17 protein-coding genes are annotated in these 15,383 nt (G+C 72.7%); 7 read left to right on the forward strand and 10 right to left on the reverse strand.

The window, feature by feature from the left end:
- Positions 1 to 204: a hypothetical protein gene (locus AB0J87_RS07735; protein ID WP_350728709.1), complete on the forward strand. Its 204-nt coding sequence runs from the start codon at positions 1 to 3 to the stop codon at positions 202 to 204.
- On the opposite strand, the gene AB0J87_RS07740 is transcribed toward AB0J87_RS07735, so the two are convergent.
- Both AB0J87_RS07740 and AB0J87_RS07745 read right to left on the reverse strand, forming a co-directional pair.
- Complete coding sequence (locus AB0J87_RS07740; RefSeq protein ID WP_363963259.1) at positions 201 to 845, reverse strand: cyclase family protein; 645 nt, start codon at positions 843 to 845, stop codon at positions 201 to 203. The genes AB0J87_RS07735 and AB0J87_RS07740 overlap by 4 nt on opposite strands.
- Entirely contained in the window at positions 842 to 1,093 is a 252-nt protein-coding gene (locus AB0J87_RS07745; protein WP_350728712.1) for a hypothetical protein, read from the reverse strand. Before AB0J87_RS07745 ends, AB0J87_RS07740 begins: the two co-directional genes overlap by 4 nt.
- A 73-nt stretch (positions 1,094 to 1,166) precedes the next feature.
- Between AB0J87_RS07745 and AB0J87_RS07750 the strand changes: the two genes are divergently transcribed.
- Positions 1,167 to 2,165, forward strand: a complete 999-nt coding sequence (locus tag AB0J87_RS07750) for a LysR family transcriptional regulator (protein ID WP_363963261.1) — start codon at positions 1,167 to 1,169, stop codon at positions 2,163 to 2,165.
- A gap of 34 nt (positions 2,166 to 2,199) precedes the next feature.
- Here AB0J87_RS07750 and AB0J87_RS07755 read toward each other — a convergent pair whose 3' ends face one another.
- Positions 2,200 to 2,778 carry a hypothetical protein gene (locus AB0J87_RS07755; protein WP_363963263.1) on the reverse strand — a complete coding sequence of 193 codons (579 nt, stop codon included), beginning with the start codon at positions 2,776 to 2,778 and terminating at the stop codon, positions 2,200 to 2,202.
- A gap of 173 nt (positions 2,779 to 2,951) precedes the next feature.
- On the opposite strand from AB0J87_RS07755, the gene AB0J87_RS07760 reads away from it, so the two are divergent.
- Entirely contained in the window at positions 2,952 to 4,094 is a 1,143-nt protein-coding gene (locus AB0J87_RS07760) for a lipase family protein (RefSeq protein WP_363963265.1), read from the forward strand.
- An 84-nt stretch (positions 4,095 to 4,178) separates the two neighbouring features.
- Positions 4,179 to 4,832, forward strand: a complete 654-nt coding sequence (gene npdG / locus AB0J87_RS07765; RefSeq protein ID WP_185072761.1) for an NADPH-dependent F420 reductase — start codon at positions 4,179 to 4,181, stop codon at positions 4,830 to 4,832.
- A gap of 46 nt (positions 4,833 to 4,878) precedes the next feature.
- On the opposite strand, the gene AB0J87_RS07770 is transcribed toward npdG, so the two are convergent.
- Genes AB0J87_RS07770 through AB0J87_RS07795 form a run of 6 tightly spaced genes read right to left on the reverse strand, consistent with a single transcriptional unit; the run spans position 4,879 to position 10,337 of the window.
- Positions 4,879 to 5,484 carry a response regulator transcription factor gene (locus tag AB0J87_RS07770; RefSeq protein ID WP_363963267.1) on the reverse strand — a complete coding sequence of 202 codons (606 nt, stop codon included), beginning with the start codon at positions 5,482 to 5,484 and terminating at the stop codon, positions 4,879 to 4,881.
- Positions 5,481 to 6,566: a sensor histidine kinase gene (locus AB0J87_RS07775; protein WP_363963269.1), complete on the reverse strand. Its 1,086-nt coding sequence runs from the start codon at positions 6,564 to 6,566 to the stop codon at positions 5,481 to 5,483. Before AB0J87_RS07775 ends, AB0J87_RS07770 begins: the two co-directional genes overlap by 4 nt.
- Before the next feature lie 13 nt (positions 6,567 to 6,579).
- Positions 6,580 to 7,293 (reverse strand): ABC transporter permease, encoded by a 714-nt coding sequence (locus tag AB0J87_RS07780; RefSeq protein ID WP_363963271.1) that lies wholly within the window; start codon positions 7,291 to 7,293, stop codon positions 6,580 to 6,582.
- Positions 7,290 to 8,168, reverse strand: coding sequence for an ABC transporter ATP-binding protein (locus tag AB0J87_RS07785; RefSeq protein ID WP_363963273.1), 879 nt, complete (start codon positions 8,166 to 8,168; stop codon positions 7,290 to 7,292). The genes AB0J87_RS07780 and AB0J87_RS07785 overlap by 4 nt, the downstream gene beginning before the upstream one ends.
- A gap of 45 nt (positions 8,169 to 8,213) precedes the next feature.
- Positions 8,214 to 8,900: an alpha/beta hydrolase gene (locus AB0J87_RS07790; RefSeq protein WP_363963275.1), complete on the reverse strand. Its 687-nt coding sequence runs from the start codon at positions 8,898 to 8,900 to the stop codon at positions 8,214 to 8,216.
- Positions 8,901 to 8,912: 12 nt separating this feature from the next.
- Positions 8,913 to 10,337 (reverse strand): PLP-dependent aminotransferase family protein, encoded by a 1,425-nt coding sequence (locus AB0J87_RS07795; RefSeq protein WP_363963277.1) that lies wholly within the window; start codon positions 10,335 to 10,337, stop codon positions 8,913 to 8,915.
- A gap of 59 nt (positions 10,338 to 10,396) precedes the next feature.
- Between AB0J87_RS07795 and AB0J87_RS07800 the strand changes: the two genes are divergently transcribed.
- Both AB0J87_RS07800 and AB0J87_RS07805 read left to right on the forward strand, forming a co-directional pair.
- Complete coding sequence (locus AB0J87_RS07800) at positions 10,397 to 11,584, forward strand: aminotransferase class I/II-fold pyridoxal phosphate-dependent enzyme (protein ID WP_350728728.1); 1,188 nt, start codon at positions 10,397 to 10,399, stop codon at positions 11,582 to 11,584.
- 8 nt (positions 11,585 to 11,592) lie between these two features.
- The gene (locus AB0J87_RS07805; RefSeq protein ID WP_363963279.1) at positions 11,593 to 12,576 is read left to right on the forward strand and encodes a pyridoxal-phosphate dependent enzyme; all 984 of its coding nucleotides are present in this window, start codon (positions 11,593 to 11,595) and stop codon (positions 12,574 to 12,576) included.
- Between the two features lie 327 nt (positions 12,577 to 12,903).
- Here the strand turns inward: AB0J87_RS07805 and panB are convergent, their stop codons facing one another.
- On the reverse strand, positions 12,904 to 13,734 hold the full coding sequence (gene panB, locus AB0J87_RS07810) for a 3-methyl-2-oxobutanoate hydroxymethyltransferase (RefSeq protein WP_363963281.1): 831 nt from the start codon (positions 13,732 to 13,734) through the stop codon (positions 12,904 to 12,906).
- 144 nt (positions 13,735 to 13,878) lie between these two features.
- On the opposite strand from panB, the gene AB0J87_RS07815 reads away from it, so the two are divergent.
- On the forward strand, positions 13,879 to 15,129 hold the full coding sequence (locus AB0J87_RS07815; RefSeq protein ID WP_363963283.1) for an MFS transporter: 1,251 nt from the start codon (positions 13,879 to 13,881) through the stop codon (positions 15,127 to 15,129).
- Positions 15,130 to 15,383: the final 254 nt, after the last annotated feature.

Consider the following 15,383-nt stretch of genomic DNA (forward strand, 5'->3'; position numbering starts at 1 on the left):
ATGAGTCTACGGGGCAGAATTGACCCCGTGAGCGAAGGCCAGTGGTGGTTCTGTCTCAAGCACATGCGGGTCGAGCCCGAGAAGGGCTGCCCCAACAAGGACCGGATGGGTCCCTACACCTCCGAGCAGGAGGCGGCCGGGGCGCTGCAGCGCGCCGCCGACCGCAACAAGGCCTGGGACGAGGCGGAGAATGACGACGACTAGGGCACGACCGCGTACGCCCTGACCGGGAAGGTTCCCATGCCCGCGACCATCGGGGGCGCGGCGTGGAACCGGAAGCCGTTCTGGGGCAGCGCGTCCAGGCCCGTCAGGTGCTCCACCAGCGGGATGCCCGCCTTCAGCAGGATCGTGTGGGCGGGGCGCTCGCCATGCGGCGGGGTGTCGTCGATGTTGAGCGAGTCGATGCCCACCAGCGCCGCCCCCTGGTCGGCCAGCCACTGCGCCGATTCGGGCGCGAGGTAGGGGTGGTCGTGCAGGTAGGCGTCGGTGCCGAAGTGGCGGTCCCAGCCGGTGTGGATCAGCACGGCCCGTCCCCGTACGTCCAGGTCCTCGGCGATCACCACCTCGCGGCCCGCGCCGGCCCGCACCACGAGGCCGGGCAGGTCGGCCAGCTTGCTCACCGGCACCTGTGACAGGTCGGGCCCGTCGGGATAGCGGTGGTACGGGGTGTCGAGGTAGGTGCCGGTGTTGGCGGCGAGCGCGATCGTGGCGATGTGGAACTCCGTGCCCGGCGCGTAGACCTTGCGCGAGTCCTCCCGGCTCAGGTGCACCCCCAGCGTCGGGCCGGGAATGCCGGGATAAGTGATCATTCCGTCAACGATGCGGTGGCTGAGTTCGACGATCATGCGGACGCTCCTACCCGTGCGAGCTTGATCAGGGCGAGGACGCCGATGCCCGCCCAGATCAGGTTGAGGCCGGCCGACGGCCAGGCGGAGCTGTAGGCGCTGTTGGCCATGAGCCCGAGCGAGCCGGCGAGGTTCATGAGCTGGTACGCCGCGCCGTCGCCCGGCAACCGGGACTGCGTGACCAGGATGTACCCGGCCAGCAGCAGGGCGGCGCCGATCCAGCCGACGGCGGCGAAGAGGAGGTCCATGGCCGTCATTGTCTGGAGTGATCGTCGTAAAGCGCAAATAAAGAATGCTAAAGGTGCGCGTAAGCTGACCTGCATGGACATCGATCCACGGCGGTTGCGTATCCTGCACGAGGTCGCCCGCCGCGGCGGCGTCATGCGGGCCGCCGAAGCGCTCTATCTGACCCCCTCGGCCGTCTCCCAGCAGCTCGCCCAGCTCGAACGCGAGGTCGGGCTGGCCCTCATCGACCGTTCCCAGCGCAGCGTCTCCCTCACCCCGGCCGGGCGCGTGCTCGCCGGTTACGCCGAGCGGGTGGAGGAGGAACTGCTGGAGGCCAGGCGCGAGCTCACCCGGTTCACCGAGCGCCTGGCCGGGCCGGTGCGCATCGCCGCCTTCCCCACGGTCATCACGCACGTGCTGGTGCCCGCCATGCGCGACCTGGCCGCACGCCACCCCAAGATCACCCCGGTCATCCACGAGGTCTTCGGCCCGCCCGCGCTGCAGGAGTTGCGCATGGGCGCGGTGGACGTGCTCATCACCGAGCAGGACATGGGCCTGCCCGGGCTGTCGCAGCCGTCGCTGAGCGCACGGCTGCTCTACGTGGACGAATACCGCATCGTGCTGCCGCCCGACCAGCCGGACCCGGGGTCGGTCCCCGAGCTGCTGCGGCTGCCCTGGGTGGCCAGCGAGCCGAACCAGGCGTGCGGGCAGGCGCTGGAGCGGCTGGCGGGGCTGCACGGGTTCGAGCCGCGCAAGGTGCACGTCATCACCGAGTTCGGGCCCACGCTGTCGCTGGTGGCCGCCGGGCACGGGGTGGCGATCGTGCCCGCGCTGGCGCTGCTGGACGTGCCGGAGGGCGAGGTACGGGTGAGCGAGGTGCGTGACGTGGGCGCGCGCCGGCTGGACGCGGTCACGCGGGTGAGCCGTACCCGGTCGGGGGAGCCCGACCCCGTGCAGGCCGTGGTGATCGGCGCGATCGAGGAGGCCACGGCGGCGCTGGAGACGTCCCTGAGCGGACGCCTGCACAGCGCCCCCAGCGCCCCCAGTGCCGTCGGTGCCGCCGACGCCTCCGAGCCGGAGCGGTCGCGTCCCTAGCCTGGGTGGCCGCGACCGTGGCCGGCAGGCGTCCCTAGTCGGTCTGTTGGGGGCCGCTGACCTTGTCCAGCAGGCGGGCCAGGCGCTCGCGCAGGCCGGGGCGGCGTTCGGGCTCTCCGGCCGCCGTGCTCACCAGGTGCTGCGCCCCGTCGAAGGTCACCAGCCCGTCCCGCGGCACCTCGATGCAGTCGTGCGCCAGCCCGGCCAGCTCCCGGTCGCCCCCCTCGATGGCCAGGATGGTCGCCCCCGTGCGCCGGGCGTCGTCCACTCGTTCGAGCAGCGGCACCGGCGCCTCCCGCTCGGCCAGCACGAACAGCGTCTCGCCCCGGGCCGCGCGCTCCAGGCGTTCGATGCCGACGCGCAGGTGGGCGGGCGCGTCGGCGGGCGGCGCCCAGCGCACCAGCGTGGGCGTGAGCTGCGCCATTCCGGAGAACCTGGCCTCGTCGGCGAGGTGCGCGGTCAGGTGCCAGGGCTCCTCGTCGGGGGTCCCCACCAGCAGCAGGCCGCCGGGCGAGCGGGTGGCCCGCAGGGCGACGCCCAGCTCGCGGGCGCGTTCGAGCCACCCGGTCTCGGCCAGGAGCTCACGCAGCAGTGCCACCGATCCTGAGTCCATTTCCCCATGGTGCCTGACGTCGCACGCGCGGGGTGGCTGATTCGGGAGTGATGTGTTGACACGAGGTGCGTTTCCCCGTCATTTCGGGCCTTGACAGGAGGTTACTCCCGGGTAACGATCGGCTCGCGGCGCCGCCGTCCCAAGTATGTGGTCCTCACGGAGAGGGGCGGTACATGTCCTTACGTGTCCGCGTCAGCATGTCCATGGTCCTGTTATTGATCATGTCCCTCATCACGACCCCGGCCCGCGCGGCGGCTCCGGGAGACGTGGTCTCCGCCCAGCCCACCACCGTCTACCTCCTGCCGGGCAAGCTCCTGGAGGTTCCGGTCAACGCTTGGCACCTCCTCTACAACTCCACGTCCGCCACCGGCTCGCTCAACACCGTGTCGGGGACGCTGCTCGTGCCCAAGAGCGGCTACCCGCTCGGCGCGCGCCCCATCGTCGGGTACGCCGTCGGCACCCACGGGCTGGGCGACCAGTGCGCCCCCTCGCTCAGCATGAGCCAGGGCCGGGAGGCGGAGCTCGCGCTGGTGAGCCTGTTCCTGCTCAAGGGGTACGCGGTGGCCATGACGGACTACGAGGGGCTCGGCACGCCCGGGCCGCACACGTACATGGCCGGGATCTCGCAGGGGCACGCCGTGCTCGACTCGATCAGGGCGGCCACCCGCGTGTCCGGGGCCGGGCTGTCGAACCGGGCGCCCGTCGCCGTCATGGGCTACTCCCAGGGCGGGGCGTCGGCCGGGTGGGCGGCGCAGCTGCAGCCCTCGTACGCGCCCGAGCTGCGGCTGAAGGGCGTCGCGGCCGGAGGCGTGCCCGCCGACCTGCACGCGGTCGCGGACCATCTGGACGGCGGGTCCGACTTCGGGCTGGCGGCGGCGGCCGGGGTCGGGCTGGACGCGGCCTACCCCGAGCTGAACCTTCAGGCGGACCTCAACGACCGCGGCCGCGCACTGCTCGCCGACGCGGCCGACGACTGCGTGGGCGACCTCGGCAAGCTGTCCGGGCTGAGCTTCTCCGACCTGAGCCCGATCGACCTGCTCAACCAGCCGAAGTGGCTGGCCCGGCTCGGAGAGAACCGCCTGGGCGCCACGGCTCCGCGGGTGCCGATGTTCCTGTATCACGCGCGGGGGGACCAGATCATCCCGCTGTCCGTGGGCTCGACGTTGCGATCCGAGTACTGCCGGGCCGGGGTGAACGTCCGGTGGACCGCGCTGCCCGCGCCGGACCACGTCACGGGAGCCGTCGAAGGAGGGCCGCTGGCCATCGAGTGGCTGGCCCTGCGGATCCTCGGGCTGCCCGCGATCGGCAACTGCTAGCCCGTACGCCGGCCGGGCCCGCACGACCGGGCCCGGCCCACCCGGTGGCGGGTACCGGGCGGCCGAGCTGGCATGATCGGGCGTATGACAGATGTGAGCGGGCTTTCCATCGGCATCCTCGGCGGTACCGGTGACCAGGGGAAAGGGCTGGCGCGGCGGTTCGCGCTGGCGGGGCACCGCGTGCTGATCGGGTCGCGTAGCGAACAGCGCGCCCAGGACGCGGCCGGTGACATCGGGGCGGGTGCGAGCGGGGGCGCGAACGCCGCCGTCGCCGCCGAGGCCGACATCGTGATCGTGGCGGTGCCGTACGAGGGGCACAAGGCGCTGCTGGAGTCCCTGCGGGCCGAGCTGGCCGGGAAGATCGTCGTCGACTGCGTGAACCCGCTCGGGTTCGACAAGCAGGGCGCCTACGCGCTGCCGGTGGAGGAGGGCAGCGCGGCGCAGCAGGCGGCGGCGGTGCTGACCGAGAGCCGGGTGGTGGCCGCCTTCCACCACGTGTCGGCGGTCCTGCTGATGGACCCGGCCGTGGAGAAGGTGGACCTCGACGTGCTGGTGCTCGGCGACGACCGCGAGGCCACCGACACGGTGCAGGCGCTGGCCGAGGTCATCCCGGGCGTGCGCGGCGTGTATGGAGGGCGGCTGCGCAACTCCCACCAGATCGAGGCGCTCACCGCCAACATCATCTCCGTGAACCGCCGCTACAAGGCCCACGCCGGGCTGCGCATCACGGACATCTGACCCGCCCGTCGCAGGGACCTCAGCCCTGGTCGGTGGGACGGGTGTGTCACAGCCAGCCCGCGTCCTCCGCGATGCGGATGGCGTCGATCTTGTTGCGGGCTCCCGTCTTCGTGATCGCCCCCGTCAGGTAGTTGCGCACGGTGCCGGGGGAGAGGTGGAGGCGGGAGGCGATCTCCTCGGCCGAGGCGCCCCGGGCGGCCTCCCTGAGCACGGTGGACTCGCGCGGCGTGAGCGGGCTCTCGCCGTACTGCATGGCCGAGGACACCAGCTCGGAGTCCAGCACGCGCAGCCCGGCGGCGGTGCGCCTGATCGCGTCCGCCAGCCGGTCGCCCGGGGCGTCCTTGACCAGGAACGCCTCGATGCCCACGGCCAGAGCCCGGCGTACGTGGCCCGGCTGCCCCATGGCCGTGAGCACCAGGACGCGGCACGACGGGAGGCGCTCCAGCAGCGTGGCGGCGGCGGTGATGCCGTCCACCACCGGCAGGTCGATGTCCACGACCGCGACGTCGGGCCGCACCCGCACGGCCTGGGGCACGATCTCGTCGCCCCGGGTCACCTCCGCGACCACCTCGATGTCCTGCTCCAGGCGGAGGAGGGCGGTGAGGGCGGCGCGGATCATGTGCATGTCCTCGGCCAGCAGCACCTTGATCACGCCACGACCTCCATCGTAAGGAGGAAGCCGCCGGCGCCGGTCCGGGCCGCGGTGCACGAGCCGCCCGCCTGGGCCGCGCGTTCCGCCAGCCCCGTGAGGCCCCCTCCGTCGGGGCCGGGCTCGGCGAGGACGCCGTCGTTGGCCACCTCCAGCCGGAGCGTGCCGCCGTTCACGGACGTGGTGATGGTGCAGGTCGTGGCGCGGCTGTGGCGCAGGACGTTGGTGACGGCCTCGCGTACGGCCCACGCCAGCGCCTCCTCCGAGCGGCCCGGCAGCGTCACGTCCACCAGATGCGCCTGCACGCCGACCCCCGACGACTCCAGCAGCGCCACCGCCCGGTTCACCTCGCCGGCCAGCGACAGGGCCCGGTAACCCCTGGCGACGTGGCGTACGTCCTGAGCCGCCTCCCTGGCCACCTGCACCAGCTCGCCCACCTCCGTCCGGGCGGCGGCCGGGTCGCGCTCCATGAGCCTGGAGGCCAGGTCTCCCTTGAGCGCGATCGCGGTCAGGCTGCGCCCGAGGCCGTCGTGCAGGTCGCGGGAGATGCGCAGCCGCTCCTTGAGCACGGCCGCGTCCGCCAGCTCGGCCCTGGCCTCCTCCAGGTCGGCCGCCACCCGCGTGAACCGCACCAGCGCGTACGTCATGGCGCCCGTCGTCGGCACGGTGACCACGTAGAAGAGGATGACGATGAACGGGACCCCGCCCCACCACAGCACGATGCCCTCGTACAGCATCATCAGCACCACCAGCGCGCCGCCCCAGCCCAGCGGCAGGAACACCAGCAGCGTCCCGGCCAGCATCGGCGCCGTCACCCCCGACATGCCGCCGGGCAGCAGGTCGGGCAGGTACGTGACGACAGCCTGGAGCACGATCGTGAGGGGGTAGGCGGGCGGGCGCTCGCCGCGCAGGCCGGCCCGCATGTTCAGGTAGTGCGTGGAGATCACGGCGAGCGTGGCGACCGCGGCCGCGATGCCGTAGCCGGGGCCGTAGTACACGAAGTAAGTGAGGGCGAGCAGCGAGTAGGCGGCCGACACGGCGGTGATGAGGCCGGTCGCGAGCCGTCTGGCCGAGGAGGAGACCACGGGGAGATTATCCTTACGATCGGCGCGGTTCCCAGCGGAACCACAGCCGGAGCGCGACGAGCCCGGCGACCGTCCAGGCGGCCAGGACCAGGGCGGGCACGGCCAGGTCGCCGGTCTTGACGGCGTTCACGACGGCGCTGGTGGGCAGCAGGTCCAGGGCCGGCCGCAGCCACGAGGGCAGCGGGATCGGGCCCATCGCCCCCGCGGAGACCCCCGCCACCAGGAAGACGGGCATGGTGAACGCGGCGGCCAGCTCGGCGCGCGGGATGGCGGCCGTGTACGCGGCGCCGAGCAGCGACAGCACCGCCGACCCCGCCACCGTGATCGCGGCGAACCCCAGCGGGTCCTCCGGGAACGGCACGCCGGCCACCACCCGCACGGCCACCGTGCTCAGCGCGATCATGGCAACGGTCTGCGTGGCCGTGCTGGCGATCTGGCCGAGCAGGATCTGCCCGTCCGTCAGCCGGCTCGCCCGCAGGCGCTTGAGCACGAGCTGGTCGCGGCGGGTGGCCAGGGCGACGGCGACGTTCATGAACGCGGTGATCGCCAGCAGCACCGAGATCGTGCTCTGGAAGATCGCGGCGGCGGCCGAGGGACCGACCACGTTCCTCATGAGCAGCGGCATCCCCACGGCCAGCCCGACCGGGGTCACCACGGAGGCGAACAGCATGGACCTGTCCCGCCAGAACAGGCGCGTGCCGAGGCGGTAGGTGGCGGTCAGGCTCATCGGGCGCTCTCCAGGAAGAGGTCTTCGAGGGTGGCGGCGCGGACCTCCAGGCCCGACAGGCGCAGGCCGCGCCCGGCCGCCCAGGTCAGCAGCGTCTGCGCGGCCACGTCGGGGTCGTCGGCGCGGCAGACGGCCGTCTCCCCCTCCATGGTGACCGGCAGCGGCAGATCGGCCGGGTCGACGTCCGCGGGCAGCCGGAACGCCACCCGCCCCGACCGGGCGGCCAGGGTCTCGGCCATGTCCCCGGACGCGACGATCTCGCCGGCGTCCAGGATGGCCATGGCCGTGGCCAGGCGCTGCGCCTCCTCCAGGTAGTGCGTGGTCAGCAGGATCGTGGTGCCCTGCCTGGCCAGGTCGCGGACGACGGTCCAGGTGTTCCTGCGGGCCTCGGGGTCCATGCCGGTGGTCGGCTCGTCGAGGAACAGCACGTCGGGGCGGCCCAGCAGGGCCAGCGCCAGGTCGAGCCGGCGCTTCTCGCCGCCGGACAGCTGGCGCACCTTGGTGCCCCGCCTGCCCGCCAGCCCGGCCAGCTCCAGCGCCTCGTCGCGGGGACGGGGCGCGGCGGTGAAGTCGCGCCAGGTGTCGACGGTCTGGGCCACCGTCAGGTCAGGGAAGAACCCGGCCTCCTGCAGCATGATCCCGGTGCGCTGCCTGACGGCCGCGCGGTCGGTGTACGGGTCGAGGTCGAGCACTCGAACGGTCCCGCCGTCGGCCCGCTGGAAGCCCGCCAGCACCTCGACCGTGGTGGTCTTGCCCGCGCCGTTCCTGCCGAGGAGCGCGAAGATCTGCCCCTGCGCAACCTCGAACGAGATGCCCTTCACCGCCTCGAACCCCTGGTGGCTCTTCCTGAGCCCGGTCACTTCGATCGCTGTCATGCGTACGAGTGTTTCCGGGGCGATCGCGCGGCGACAGTGAAGAATTCACGACTTACGCGAGAGCTTGAGCAGCGCGTCCGTGACGCCCTCGGGGTCGACGAGCTGGTGCAGGTGCTGGCCGGGCACGCGGACCACGGGCCAGCCCCGCCGCCCCGCCTCCTCGGCGACCTCCTCGTACGGCGGGCCGAACCACAGGCACGAGCACCTGACCTCGTCCCACCCGGCGGGCACGGGGATGGGCTGGGTGTAGTAGTCGAGCGGCAGCCGCGGCTGCTCCGCCGCCACCTTGATGCGCACGGCGGGGTCGGGCAGCATGGCCACCACATCCTCCTCGTCCCACCAGTCGGTCCAGCGCGGCAGCACGCCGTCGGGCCCGGCCAGGTCGTGCAGGAACGGCAGGAAGCTCTCCTCCGCGACCTTGATCAGCCCTTCGCGCGGCGGGATGTGCGCGTCGGCGAAGACGCACGCCACCACCCGCTCGCCAAGCCCCTCCTTGATCAGCGGCAGGAAGAAGCCGGCGTTGCTGTGCGCGGCCAGCACGACGGGCGTGTCAGGGGTGACCGCGCGCACCGCCTCGACCACCCGTGGCCAGTACGGCGCGCCGCCCGTCGCCACGCCGGTCAGGTCGGGCACCACGGCCGCGTGTCCTCGGCGTTCCAGCGACTCGGCCACGGGAGCCCAGGTCGAGGGCCCGACGGAAGGGCTGTGCACGAGTACGAAGGTCGTCTGCATAGGCCCACACTGTCAGACCACGAGGGTGTGCCGGGACACCGGGCGATCGGTGCCGTCGAAGAACGCCCAGGCCACGGCCAGGTTGTTCACCGCTCGCGAAAGCTCGTCCTCGGGGAACAGGAAGTGCAGGCGCATGCGGTCGGCGTGCCCGCCCAGCGGGTCGAACGATCTCCCCGGCGGCACCGCGACCCCGTGCCTGAGCGCCACCTGGGCGAAGGAGTCCACGTCGCCGTGCGGGATCCGTACCCAGATGGTCTGGCCGCCGAGCGCGGGCTCGAACTCCCACGACGGCAGCCGTTCGCGCAGTTCCGCGCACAGGTGGTCGTGGCGCCGGCGCAACGTGCGCACGCGCGCCGCCCGTACCTCCTCCAGGCGGCGCAGCAGCGCGACGGCGGCCAGCTGGCTGAAGACCTCGCCCCCGAGGTCGAGCACGGCCCGCAGCCTGGCCAGCCGCGACACCAGCGGAGCCGGCGCGCGGATCCACCCGACCCGCAGCCCGCCCCAGACGAGCTTGCTCAGCGAGCCGACGGTGATGAGGTGCTCCCCCCGCTCGAACGACGCCAGCGGCGGCGGCGTCTCGCCCGTGAAGCAGAGCTCGGCGCACACCTCGTCGTCGATCAGCGGCACGTCGTGCTCGGCGGCCAGCGCGGCCAGCCGCCGGCGGGCCGGGGTGTCCATGACCGCGCCGTCCGGGTTGCGGCTGGTGGGGACGAAATAGGCCAGTGCGGGGCGTTCGCGCAGGTCCTCCGCCGTCCCGGGCCGGACGACGGCGGCGGCGTGCCGGAACACCTCCAGCGCCCCCGGGTACGTCGGCGCCTCGGTCAGCACGGTGTCGCCGGGGGCCACCAGCAGCCCGGTGAGCAGGGTGAGCGCCTGCTGGGCGCCCGTCGTCACCATGATCTCCTCGGCCGTCGTCGGCACGCCGCGGCCGGTGTAGTAGGCGGCCAGCGCGGCACGCAGGGCCGGGTTGCCCGCGGGCTGGTAGCCCAGGTCGCGGGTGCCGGCCAGCCGCGCGCCCGCCTCCTCGTACGCCTCGAACATCGCCGCAGGCATGTCGTCCGGCGCGGCGCACGTCAGGAGCTGCACGCCGTCCGGCGGGTGCAGGATGTGGAGCAGGAGCGGATTGGTCGGCACGCCGTCGGCGGCGCGCGTCGCGGGCAGGTCGAGCGCGGCCACCCGGGTGCCGCTGCCCTGGCGGCGCACCACGCGGCCCTCCTGCTGCAGCAGGTCGTACGCGGCGACCACGGTGCCCCGGCCCACCGCGAGCCGCTTGGCCAGCACCCGGTCCGGCGGGAGCGCCCGGTCCGGCGGCAGCACGCCGTCGTCGATGAGCGCCCGCAGCCGGGCCGCGAGCAGCAGGTAGAGCGGGCCGCGGCCCGACGCCCAGCGGCCCAGGAGATCGACGAGGTCGCCGTCGGCGAGATTGGCCCCATTCATGGACCAATTCTGCCGGATTGGCTCTGATGCCGGACCGTTTCGCGGGCGATCCTTGACGCATGACCGATTCTCATCCCTCTGAGCTCCGCCCCGAGACGCGCACCGTTCACGTGCCACAGCCCGTCATCGAGGGCAGCCGGCCGATCACCGTGCCGATCTACCAGACCTCCGGATTCGTCTTCGACGATCCCGCCGTGATGGCCGACGCCATGGGGCGGGCCGACGGGCCGTTCGTGTACGGGCGCTACACCAACCCCACCGTCCGCTCCCTGGAGGAGGCCGTCTCCGGGCTGGAGGGCGGGGTGGGGGCCGTCGCCACGGGCTCGGGCATGGGCGCGATCAACACCGTCCTGCTCGGCCTGCTCAAGCCCGGCGACCACCTCATCGCGCAGAAGTCCCTGTACGGCGGGACCGCCGCCATGATCAACGACCTGGTGGGCAGGTTCGGGATCACGGTGACGTACGTGCCCGAGAACGACCCCGCCGCCCTGCGCGCCGCCGTCCGCCCGGAGACCCGGCTCGTCTACCTGGAGACGATCAGCAACCCGATGACGCTGGTCGCCGACCTGCCGGGGATGTGCGCGGCGGCCCGCGAGCTGGGGATCGTGTCCGTGGTGGACAACACGTTCGCCACGGCCCTGCTCTGCCGGCCCATCGAGCACGGGGCGGACATCGTCGTACACTCCACCACCAAGTACCTGTCCGGGCATACCGACGTGGTGGGCGGGCTCGCCGTCTTCGCCTCCACCGAGCTCTACGAGAAGGTCTGGCACTTCGCGATCGAACTGGGCGCCTCCGCCGACCCCTTCGCCGCCTGGCTGTCGCTGCGGGGGCTGCAGACCCTCGCCCTGCGCATGGAACGCCACTGCTCCAACGCCCGCCTCCTCGCCACCCGCCTGGCCTCCCACCCCGCCGTCACCGCCGTGCACTGGCCGGGCCTGGCCACGCATCCCTCCCACGAGCTGGCCGGGAAGCTGCTGTCCGACTTCGGCGGGGTGCTCTCGTTCGACCTCGCCGGCGGGCGGGCGGCGGGGGAGAGGTTCATGAGCTCCGTACGCCTCATGCTCCTCGCCCCGTCGCTGGGCGGTGTGGAGACGCTCGTCATGCATCCGGCGACGACGTCCCACCGCTCGCTCAGCGCCGGGGAGCTGGCCAGGCACGGGATCGGCGAGGGCACCGTACGCATCGCCGTGGGCATCGAGCACCCCGAGGACCTGTGGGCCGACGTGGCGCAGGCGCTGGCATAGTGGCCTGTGTGGATTACTCGGATGTGCTGGCGGCGGCCAGTCGTATCGATGGGCTCGTGCTGCGTACGCCGGTGCTGGAGGTCTCGCCCGGCGTCTTCTTCAAGCTGGAGCTGCTGCAGCATTCGGGGTCGTTCAAGGTCCGCGGGGCCTTCAACCGGATGCTGTCGGCGGGCGAGCTGCCGCCCAGCGGGGTGATCGCCGCCAGCGGCGGCAACCACGGGCTGGCCGTCGCCTACGCGGCGCGGGTCCTGGGGGTGCGGGCGGAGATCTTCGTGCCCGAGGTGACGAGCCCGGTGAAGGTCGCCGGGCTCGATGCGCTGGGGGCCCACATCACGCAGACCGGGGCCATCTACTCGGAGGCCGCCGAGGCCGCCGCCAAGCGGGCCGCGGAGACGGGGGCGTTGGCGGTGCACGCGTACGACCAGGCTGAGGTGGTGGCGGGGCAGGGGACCACGGGGCTGGAGATCGTCGAGCAGACGGGTGGCGTGGACACGGTGGTGGTCGCCGTCGGCGGGGGCGGCTTCGCCGCCGGCATCACCCTCGGCACCTCCGGCTCTGCTGTGACGTCCGGCTCTGGTGTGGCGCCCGGCTCCGCTCCGGCCCGTGGCTCTGCTGTGACGCCCGGCTCCGGGCCGCGGATCATCGCGGTCGAGCCCGAGCGGATCCCGACCCTCCACGAGGCGCTGCGCGCGGGACACCCGGTGCCCGTCGAGGTGAGCGGGGTGGCCGCCGACGCGCTGGGCGCCACCAAGATCGGCACCATCGCGTTCGAGGTCCTGTCCTCACCTCGGGTGGAGAGCGTGCTGGTGACCGACGAGGCGATCGTGGAGGCCCGGCGTACCCTCTGGGCCCGTCACCGGGTGGCGGCCGAGCCCGCGGGCGCGACGGCGTACGCCGCGCTGCTGTCGGGCGCGTACACGCCGGCTCCGGGGGAGCGGGTGGCCGTGGTGCTGTGCGGCTCCAACACCGACCCCGGCACCCTCACCCCCTGACCACCTCCCCCACCTCATGCCCAGCGTTGGGACGCGGCACTGCCCCGTGCCCAGCGCCGAAGGCGGCGTCGCCTGATCCCCGGCGACGAACGCGGCGCCGCCCTGTGCCCAGCGGACGGGCGCGGCGTCGTCTCACGCCGCGCCCGAGCCCTTCGACGCCGGGCCTGAGCCCCGTCGCCTGACGCGTGTGCCCCGCAGCGCGGATCTGGACCCACGGCCCAGAATCCGCGCGCTCGGAACAGCAGCCCAGTAGCGGTGGCGACCTCAGTGGTCATGCCGTCGCAGGCGGCCGTACCGCCGAGTAGGGGGCGTGTCGTCGGGCCGCCGTCAGTTGTACGTGTGCTCAGCAGCCGGGAAGGCGCCCGCAGTCACGTCGGCGGCGAAGGCGCGGACGGCGCGATCCATCTCGGTGGCCAGGTCCGCGTAGCGCTTGACGAACCGGGCGGGACGCGGCGTGAGCCCCATCAGGTCCTGCCACACCAGAACCTGCGCGTCCGTCCCGGCGCCCGCGCCGATGCCGATGGTGGGGATCGTCAGCGACGCCGTCACCCGCTCCGCCAGATCCGCCGGCACGCATTCGAGCACCACCGAGAACGCCCCCGCCCGTTCCAGGTCCTTGGCGTCCGCCATGAGCTCGTCGCCCGATTGGCCGCGCCCTTGAACGCGGTAGCCGCCCAGGACGTTCACCGACTGCGGGGTCAGCCCGAGGTGGGCCATGACCGGGACACCGGCCGAGACCAGCGCTTCCACCTGCGGGACGACCCGGCGGCCGCCCTCCAGCTTGACGGCGTGCGCCCCGGCCTCCTTCATGAAGCGCGCGGCCGACTCCAGCGCCTGCTGAGGTGAGGACTGGTACGACCCGAACGGCAGATCCGCGACCACCAGCGCCCGGGACGAGCCGCGCACCACGGCCGCCGTCAGGGGCAGGAGGTCGTCGACCGTGACGGGCAGCGTGGAGTCGTACCCGTAGACGACCATGGCCGCCGAGTCGCCCACCAGCAGAACGGGGATGCCCGCGTCGTCGAAGACCCTGGCCGTCATCGCGTCGTAGGCGGTGACCATGGGCCACCGCTCTCCGCGCTCCTTGGCGGCGGTGAGGTCGCGAACGGTGACCCGGCGCCCGGAGACGCCCCCGTACAGCGTGGTTGAAGAGGACATGTGTGAACCCTCCAGAAACGTCTCGAGGCGCCCCAGTGGCGTCCCCGGACTCTTCCGATGATGGCACGCGCTGTCACGTGCCGAAAAACCTGTGGCGAAACTGTCGGTGCCACTTGCGAGAATCAGCGCGGAGGTTGAAACGACATGGCTCTCGCCCCTTACCGACGACTGGTCAAGATTCCGGGCGTTCCCGCGTTGCTGCTGATGGGGCTGCTGGCGCGGGTTCCGTCCACAGCCATGGGGATGACGCTCACCCTGCACGTGGCCATGGCGCTCGACCTGGGCTACGGCAAGGCGGGGCTGGTCACCATGGCCAACACCATCGGCATGGCGATCGGCTCGCCGTTGTCGGGGAGGTTCGTCGACAAGCACGGGTTACGTCCTGTGGTCATGGTCACGACCGTGGCGCAGGCGGTGTTCTGGGCGTGTGCGTGGGCACTGCCGTTCCCGGCCCTGATCGGGACGGCGGCGGTGGCGGGGCTGCTGGCGTTGCCGGTGTTCAGCGTGACCAGGCAGTGCCTGGCCGCCATGGTGCCGGTCTCCCAGCGGCGCAGCGCGTTCGCGCTCGACTCCATGCTGGTCGAGCTGGCGTACATGGCCGGTCCCGCTCTCGCGGTGGCCGGGCTGACGACGCTGGACAGCAGGGTGACGATGACGATCATCGGAGTCGCCACGGCGGCGGCGGGCCTGGGCATGTTCATGCTCAATCCGCCCACCCGATCGCCCGACGAGCTCGAGGCGCAGTCGATCAAGGTGTCCAGGCGGCAGTGGCTGACGCCCGGGTTCGTGGCGTTGCTCGGGACGGCGGCGGCGGCCACGTTCGTGCTCACGGCCACGGAGCTGTCCCTGATCGCGACCATGAACAACGCCGGCCAGACCCAGTGGGTCGGCCTCGCCGTCGCCATCTGGTGCGTTTACTCCCTGATCGGCGGCTTCGTGTACGGCGGGCTGTCACGTGGCTTCTCACCCTTGGTGCTCATCGCCTCCATGGGCCTGCTCACGATCCCGGTCAGCCTGGTGAGCAGCTGGCAATGGCTGGTCGTGATGCTCCTCCCGGCAGGCCTCCTCTGCGCGCCGGCACTGTCGGCCACGGTCGACGTGCTCTCCCGGTGGGTGCCCGCCGCGGCGCGAGGCGAGGCGATGGGCTTCCACGGCACGGCCCTGCTGATCGGCGGAGCGAGCTCGGCCCCCATCGCGGGCGCCGTGATCGACGCAAGCGGGCCGACGTGGGCGTTCGTGCTCGCGGGCCTGGTGGGAGTGGCCATGGTGCTCGCCGCCGCCCCCTTCTGGCCCCGCCGCCCCGCCGACCCCCTCCCAACCTCCACCCAGACCCCGTCGGCCTCGCCGCCTTCGACCCTCGCCGAGCCCACTCCAGCACCAGCCGAGGCCCCTTGAGCCGGTGACCAGCAGGGCCCCGGCGATCGGCGGCTTCTAAAGCCGACGGCCGGTGGTCCTCCGACCGGGGCGTGGCGGCGCGGGGGACGGATGATCGTCGGCGGCTCGCGCGGCGGCCTGAGAACACGACGGCCAGTTGCTTCACGCGCCCGCTGGCACCGAGTCGGGTACGCCATCGCGTCGGACGACAGCAGCCCGGGGCCGCGCGGTGGTGTGGGGGATGGGTGCGTGGTGATGCGGCCGTAGTGCTCCGG

It is taken from the genome of Nonomuraea sp. NPDC049625 (genome assembly GCF_040675285.1).
GTDB lineage: Bacteria > Actinomycetota > Actinomycetes > Streptosporangiales > Streptosporangiaceae > Nonomuraea > Nonomuraea angiospora_A.

Excerpts from the sequence above, each read along its gene's own strand:
- AB0J87_RS07735 (WP_350728709.1), top strand. The coding sequence starts at position 1 with ATGAGTCTACGGGGCAGAATTGACCCCGTGAGCGAAGGCCAGTGGTGG.
- AB0J87_RS07740 (WP_363963259.1), bottom strand. The coding sequence starts at position 845 with ATGATCGTCGAACTCAGCCACCGCATCGTTGACGGAATGATCACTTAT.
- AB0J87_RS07745 (WP_350728712.1), bottom strand. The coding sequence starts at position 1,093 with ATGGACCTCCTCTTCGCCGCCGTCGGCTGGATCGGCGCCGCCCTGCTG.
- AB0J87_RS07750 (WP_363963261.1), top strand. The coding sequence starts at position 1,167 with ATGGACATCGATCCACGGCGGTTGCGTATCCTGCACGAGGTCGCCCGC.
- AB0J87_RS07755 (WP_363963263.1), bottom strand. The coding sequence starts at position 2,778 with ATGGACTCAGGATCGGTGGCACTGCTGCGTGAGCTCCTGGCCGAGACC.
- AB0J87_RS07760 (WP_363963265.1), top strand. The coding sequence starts at position 2,952 with ATGTCCTTACGTGTCCGCGTCAGCATGTCCATGGTCCTGTTATTGATC.
- npdG (WP_185072761.1), top strand. The coding sequence starts at position 4,179 with ATGACAGATGTGAGCGGGCTTTCCATCGGCATCCTCGGCGGTACCGGT.
- AB0J87_RS07780 (WP_363963271.1), bottom strand. The coding sequence starts at position 7,293 with ATGAGCCTGACCGCCACCTACCGCCTCGGCACGCGCCTGTTCTGGCGG.
- AB0J87_RS07785 (WP_363963273.1), bottom strand. The coding sequence starts at position 8,168 with ATGACAGCGATCGAAGTGACCGGGCTCAGGAAGAGCCACCAGGGGTTC.
- AB0J87_RS07790 (WP_363963275.1), bottom strand. The coding sequence starts at position 8,900 with ATGCAGACGACCTTCGTACTCGTGCACAGCCCTTCCGTCGGGCCCTCG.
- AB0J87_RS07795 (WP_363963277.1), bottom strand. The coding sequence starts at position 10,337 with ATGAATGGGGCCAATCTCGCCGACGGCGACCTCGTCGATCTCCTGGGC.
- AB0J87_RS07800 (WP_350728728.1), top strand. The coding sequence starts at position 10,397 with ATGACCGATTCTCATCCCTCTGAGCTCCGCCCCGAGACGCGCACCGTT.
- panB (WP_363963281.1), bottom strand. The coding sequence starts at position 13,734 with ATGTCCTCTTCAACCACGCTGTACGGGGGCGTCTCCGGGCGCCGGGTC.
- AB0J87_RS07815 (WP_363963283.1), top strand. The coding sequence starts at position 13,879 with ATGGCTCTCGCCCCTTACCGACGACTGGTCAAGATTCCGGGCGTTCCC.